Source organism: Marinobacterium sp. MBR-111, from assembly GCF_040547585.1.
GTDB lineage: Bacteria > Pseudomonadota > Gammaproteobacteria > Pseudomonadales > Balneatricaceae > Marinobacterium > Marinobacterium iners.
Genome location: NZ_JBEPQA010000057.1, coordinates 1 through 5693, shown reverse-complemented (window position 1 = coordinate 5693; position 5693 = coordinate 1). Strand labels below are relative to the sequence as shown.

7 protein-coding genes and 1 pseudogene are annotated in these 5693 nt (G+C 43.3%); 4 read left to right on the top strand and 4 right to left on the bottom strand.

What is annotated here, in order from left to right; translation table 11 throughout:
• Positions 1–349: 349 nt before the first annotated feature.
• Together ABIE61_RS18445 and ABIE61_RS18440 are read left to right on the top strand one after the other, a co-directional pair.
• A complete protein-coding gene (locus ABIE61_RS18445) occupies positions 350–730 on the top strand; it encodes a DUF4087 domain-containing protein (protein WP_354412261.1) in 381 nt (126 codons plus the stop codon).
• A gap of 146 nt (positions 731–876) precedes the next feature.
• Entirely contained in the window at positions 877–1455 is a 579-nt protein-coding gene (locus ABIE61_RS18440) for a GNAT family N-acetyltransferase (RefSeq protein WP_354412259.1), read from the top strand.
• Between the two features lie 16 nt (positions 1456–1471).
• On the opposite strand, the gene ABIE61_RS18435 is transcribed toward ABIE61_RS18440, so the two are convergent.
• Both ABIE61_RS18435 and ABIE61_RS18430 read right to left on the bottom strand, forming a co-directional pair.
• Positions 1472–1948 carry a PaaI family thioesterase gene (locus tag ABIE61_RS18435; protein WP_354412257.1) on the bottom strand — a complete coding sequence of 159 codons (477 nt, stop codon included), beginning with the start codon at positions 1946–1948 and terminating at the stop codon, positions 1472–1474.
• Positions 1949–2158: 210 nt separating this feature from the next.
• On the bottom strand, positions 2159–3367 hold the full coding sequence (locus ABIE61_RS18430) for a YbfB/YjiJ family MFS transporter (protein WP_354412256.1): 1209 nt from the start codon (positions 3365–3367) through the stop codon (positions 2159–2161).
• 101 nt (positions 3368–3468) lie between these two features.
• Here ABIE61_RS18430 and ABIE61_RS18425 point away from each other — a divergent pair, with 101 nt between their 5' ends.
• Complete coding sequence (locus ABIE61_RS18425; protein WP_354412253.1) at positions 3469–4368, top strand: LysR family transcriptional regulator; 900 nt, start codon at positions 3469–3471, stop codon at positions 4366–4368.
• A gap of 49 nt (positions 4369–4417) precedes the next feature.
• Here the strand turns inward: ABIE61_RS18425 and ABIE61_RS18420 are convergent.
• Positions 4418–4625 (bottom strand): annotated as a pseudogene (locus ABIE61_RS18420) (IS3 family transposase); the annotation flags it as partial.
• Positions 4626–4721: 96 nt separating this feature from the next.
• Here ABIE61_RS18420 and ABIE61_RS18415 point away from each other — a divergent pair.
• Positions 4722–5174, top strand: a complete 453-nt coding sequence (locus tag ABIE61_RS18415) for a carboxymuconolactone decarboxylase family protein (RefSeq protein ID WP_354412252.1) — start codon at positions 4722–4724, stop codon at positions 5172–5174.
• Positions 5175–5262: 88 nt separating this feature from the next.
• On the opposite strand, the gene ABIE61_RS18410 is transcribed toward ABIE61_RS18415, so the two are convergent.
• Positions 5263–5622, bottom strand: coding sequence for an aminotransferase class III-fold pyridoxal phosphate-dependent enzyme (locus tag ABIE61_RS18410; protein ID WP_354412264.1), 360 nt, complete (start codon positions 5620–5622; stop codon positions 5263–5265).
• Positions 5623–5693 lie beyond the last annotated feature (71 nt).

Below are 5693 nucleotides of genomic sequence, written 5' to 3'. Positions count from 1 at the left end.
GCGTTGGCACCGATAACCTGATCGTGTAGTGGAGCATTTTGCAGTGCCGACTATACGAATCAATAGCTTATAACGCTAAGTGTCGAACTCGGGAGAACATTTTTAAGTACTAAGAGTCAATATTTGGCCGATGGTTGTGACGAAAGGTTTAATATCGATTTTATCAAGTTTCTATGGGAGTATCCGGGTAATTCAAAACCTGTAATCATGGATAAGCTCAATGCACTTAAAATTAAAAAGCGCGTAATTATCGCAAGATCGGGAAAGCAAGCGCTCCGCCTTTGCAAATCCAGTCAAAAAGTAGCGTAAGCGGACCGCTTCGTATGGCGTTAGGCGAATGGAGTAAATAGTGAGATTTTTGATTGTTATTTTGGGGATGTTCTCTGCCTTAACAGCGATAGCAGAAGAGACTCGATGTGGATGGCTCGAAAATCCTTCTCCAGCAAATATGTGGTTGATTGATCGTGATGGCTCGTGGGATATATCAGTCCAAGGTACTCCAAATATATTGGACGATAAATCTATGGAGCTACTTTATCAAGCGACTGTAAATGAAAAAGAATTTGTTAGAACAAATCAAAACTATGGTTTTAGTTGTGCTTGTTTAACGGTGGACTTAGACAAAGAGAAAAAATTGATTATAGCAATCTATGAATCCAAGCAGTTGCCTTTGAAAAAGTGTTTAGAGGACATATCCATAACGAAAGATATTCCACTTCGTTTTAAGTAATTCGCCAAAAAAATGTTCAAAATGGATTCTTAACATGTGGTATCTTAATATGTGTTAAGTTTAGTTTTTAAGGTGGTATGCGGCGGCTTTAGCATTGCGTTGCTCACCCCTTAAAAAGGTGTTAGTGGTAATAGGAGGTTGAAGCTTTGTGGATAGAAAATAGCTTAATTGAGGGTAAGTATGTAGTTCTCGAGCCTCTAAGTTTAGAGCACGTATCATCATTGATTGAAGCCGTCAAAGACGGTGAGCACTGGAAGCTCTGGTTCGCGAATGTACCAAGCCCCGAAATAATGCATCAATATGTCAAAGATGCAATCGCTCAGATGGCGCAAGGAAATATTGCTTATGCTGTGCGAGTTAAAGCTACAAACCAGATAGTTGGTACGACCCGATACTACAATGTTGATGAACTGAATAGACGGGCTTTGATTGGCTATACTTGGTACTCTAATACAGCAAGGGGAACTCGAATTAATACAGAGTGTAAATATCTTCTCCTTAAACAGCTATTCAAGAAGCATGGTGCAATTGCCGTAGAGTTTCGAACTCACATTCATAACACAGTATCTAGAAAAGCTATTGAGCGCCTTGGCGCAAAGCAAGATGGAATATTGCGCAATCATATCATTCTAAAAGACGGTAGTGTGAGGGATACGGTTGTTTATTCGATAATAAATACGGAGTGGCCTAATATTGAGCAAGGGTTGCTTAAAAAGCTCAGCTAACAAATGATTTTGGTGTCTAGCGGCCAAGTGCTAAGTCTCCACGCAGGGTCATTATTGTGCCGGATGCTAGAGCAACTAATTGGCCATCCTCGCGAGTAATCTCGCACTGGTAATGGCTTACCGTTCGACCGGCCCTAACAGGAAAAACTGTTGCAGTTAATTTTGATTTCCACACGGGTCTAAAAAATTTTATTTGCAGATCTATACTCGTGAATGACTCCCCAGTATCTATGGCCGTCGAATGAGCAGTGCCGATAGCGGCATCTGCTAGTTCGCTCAGAAAACCTCCATGTACAGTGCCCTGCTGATTACCATGGATACTTGGATCAGTGCATACTTCTAAAGTCGCTTTACCTTTAGCAATGGCAATAATACGAAAACCGAGAAGCTTTGAAATAGCAGTTGGATACTGCATTTCCGTTACTGCGTTTGAAGGCAGACTACCTTCAATATGTTGTTGCAAAAAATCTAAAGTGGAAAGTACTAATTTCATATGTATTACCCGGTTTCTAGGTGTCTAGCCTATGAAATAAAAATTCATTAATTAAAAATATACTCTATTTCTTAATTGATTTTTCATCTACGATCAAATGTTTTTGGTTTAAATGAAAAATATAAGACGCTGTTGTTATATAAGTGTGTGATATGATTTTGGATATCCGTTACGCTCATTCTGTGACAGGGTAATTTCTCAGGTTTTAGCTTAAGAGGAAACGAATTTAGGTTTATCTGGAATTTTGTTCTTTATTGGGGGTTTCTCAATTTTTAGTAAAAATAATATTACTATCAGCCCAACTAGCATTACGCCTGAGGAAAGGTACAAGCCTAGATCATAATTACCAAATTGATCTGCCAAATAACCGGTCAGGGCAGGTGCCAGAATCTGAGCAGTGCCATAAGCCAGGGCCATTTTCCCCATGAATTTTGCTGGATTACTTGGGAAAAATCTTCCAGCCATTGTCAGTACTAGGCTTACGCAGGCCATAAAGGTACCACCAAATATTAAGGCACTGAGAATAACAACTGACACTGAATGATTAATTGCTGGCAAAAGGATTCCAAAGATCTGTAAGCCGTATGCCCATAGCAGTGCTTTGAGAGTGCCGATCCGGCGTGCAACCCTATCTGCGAAAATAACAGCTGGAGTCGCCCCCAAGCCAACTAGAATAAAAGCTAAATTACCTTGGCCTTGCAGGCTTTCAACACCTTCAATAATATCCACGATAAAAGTTGCGGTAACCACATAACCATAGCCCGCACAGAAGTATGCTAACAGCATCAGGCGATTGAATAGTTTGCTGGGGGGCGTATCACTTACAGTACTCCCGGCTTGATGTTTAATACTAGGCTTTGGCATCCATAGCATTGAGGGCAAAGCGACAACTGTTGCGAATACAGAAAGCCCCATCCACTGTTGTTTCCAATCCGCTGAGAAAGAAATCATACCGTCTATCAGGACTGAGACGGCAATGATGCTAAGACCACATCCAGCAAAATGTATACCCAACTCAGCGTGGTACTTGTTGAGCACTAACCATTTCAGGATCAAACCTGAGGCAATGATCATGCTTCCTGAAGCACATACTCCGGCGATAAAGCGTAAGACAGACCAATACACGAGATTGGTTGTTGTCACCATTGCTGCACAGCTTATGACAGCCAATACCATGTAAAGCTGATGCAGGTAGTACTTAGTCTTGAGACTGTTCAGTGTAGAAGCGATAAATATTCCGAACATGTAGCCCATGTAGTTGGTTGATGCCAACCAGCCACCACCAAACTCAGTCAGACCTGTTCCGTCTTGCATGATAGGAAGAAGGAGGGTGTATGAAAAACGAGCAACGCCAACGGCAACAAGCATGCTACAGATGCCTGCAAAGTAGACACGGTTTCGTGTTAGTTCTGTCAACATTGTGATAATCCTCGGATTGGCTTAGCCGTTGACAACAATTTAACAACACTTATGATATAGGTATATTTGATTATTCTTATTCCATATAATTGGATTTATCTATGATTAAGACTCAGCACCTACGATTTTTGGTCTCTGTAGTTGATTATGGTAGCGCCACCAAAGCGGCTGAACGGCTTCATATTTCCCAACCATCAATATCGGCAGGTCTTAAAGCTTTGGAAGATGAATTAGGAGGGGCATTATTTGATCGAAGTGGACCAGCTAATCGACCTCTAACTTTGACACCTAAGGGGCAGGGTTTTTATCGCCGGGCAATAGAAATCCTTGGCATCTGTGAATCAGCTCACGCAGAGTTTTCAGGTAACCCTGTACAGGAAAAAAAATTGGTGCTGGGTGTGGCTGATACTATTTCTAAAGATTTAATTGTTGAGGCAATTCGATCATTTGAGAGTAATGAAAAAGGCACTAAGTTAAATTTATGGGAAGGTTCAGTTAGTAGGTTGGAAAGTTGGTTTAGCCATAAACGAGTCGACGTTATTTTAAGTAATGTTGGCAGTTTGATGCCTAATGAAAAATTACTCTGGAGGGAGCCATTAGTAGCTGTGGTGGCACCTGACCACCCTTATATAAGTACTGCTAACGTTATTTCTATCCGAGACCTCACTGAATATCCCTTCATACACCGTTCTAATTGTGAGTTGGATCCCTTGGGTAGAGCTAGGCTTAAGGCGGAAGGGGTCAAGCTGGATGCTCGAGCAAGAATTGAAAGTGAAAGCTTGGCTTTTGAACTAATCAGGAGAAGCAAAAAGTTTACATTAGCACCAGAAAGCCTTGTTCCTTCTGACCTCGTTTCTATAAAAGTTTCAGGGCTAGAGGTAGAGCGAAGTATCGGTTTAAGGTGGCAGGAAGGTACGTCTTTGCAGATGATTGCAGCGTTATCGGCTGCCATTGAGCAGAAGATTAGCAAACACGAAGCAATCGTGAATGACGAGCTCTAAGGGATAGTCTGATCCTACAACAGCAACTGTGGGCACTTGTTTAAGCGATTCACTGGTTTTCAAACGCCTTTGGGCTGATGAATCCAGTTGCACTGTGCCGGCGCTGCCGGTCGTAGTCTGGTTCAATGTATTCGAAGACCTGCTAACGTATGATGTTCCAGGTCGGAAAGTGCTCGCTGTGAATAGTCTCTACTTTCAAGCTGTGGGAGAAGGTGCTCCGCATAGGCGTTGTCGTAGCAAGTGCCTTTAGCGCTCATTTTCATCGGAGACAGCTTGTCTTGCATGGGACACCTCGGTTAGTTTACTACCTTAACGGTGTGTCCACTGCTGCTGGGCAAAATCAAGGAGGTCACATGGCCGAAAGAGTAAATCTTGGTAAGTCAGCACCTGAGCTGTACCAAACAGTCATTGAGCTTGACCGGCTTGCCTCCGATGCTTTAACCAATGCGGGGGTCGCCATAGGCTTTTCGCATCTCTTACGCCTGCGCGCATCCCAGATAAATCAATGTGCTTTCTGCATCAGATTACATGCGCGGGATGCACTTGCTAGCGGGGAATCTGCTGATCGGGTAGGAGTCCTTTCCGCATGGAAAGAGACCGAATACTTCAGCTCAAAAGAGCGTGCCGCGTTAGAGCTTGTTGAGGCAATTACACTGATCTCTGACGGCCAATTGCCTGACGCTATCTACGAACAGGCCACAGCCAGCCTTTCCAAAGAGGAAGTGTCGGCCATTGAGTGGCTTGCCGTTATCATCAATACATGGAATCGTATTGCTATTTCCAGCCGTTACCCTGTCAAGGCGTAGGTGCGGCTGACAAGCGTTGCTTAGATCCAGTTCATCCCGCATGCTACACCACCGTCAGCGGCGATGATGTAGCACTGTTTGAGAACGCTTAATGACGATTTTTTGTTCGAACAAGATCAGAAACACGCGCTACGATTTCATCGGTCTCGTTTTCGTTACAAATAAGAGGTGGCAATAGTCTGATAATGTTTTTACGCGTAACATTTATCAGAATCCTGTGTTCAGTCAGGGCCCGTTGCACCAGGCTCTCACAAGGATAGGAAAGCTCTATTCCTATCATCAGCCCCTCTCCCCGAATGGCAATAACCTCAGGGTGATGCCCCAGTTCAGCCTTCAAGCCTTGAAGCAATCGCTTGCCTTGGATTAATGCATTATCAGGAGCCTTATCGCGCTCCATAATATCAACGACGCTACACCCAACACGCCCGAGTTCGACACTTAGCGTTATAAGCTATTGATTCGTATAGTCGGCACTGCAAAATGCTCCACTACACGATCAGGTTATCGGTGCCAACGCTG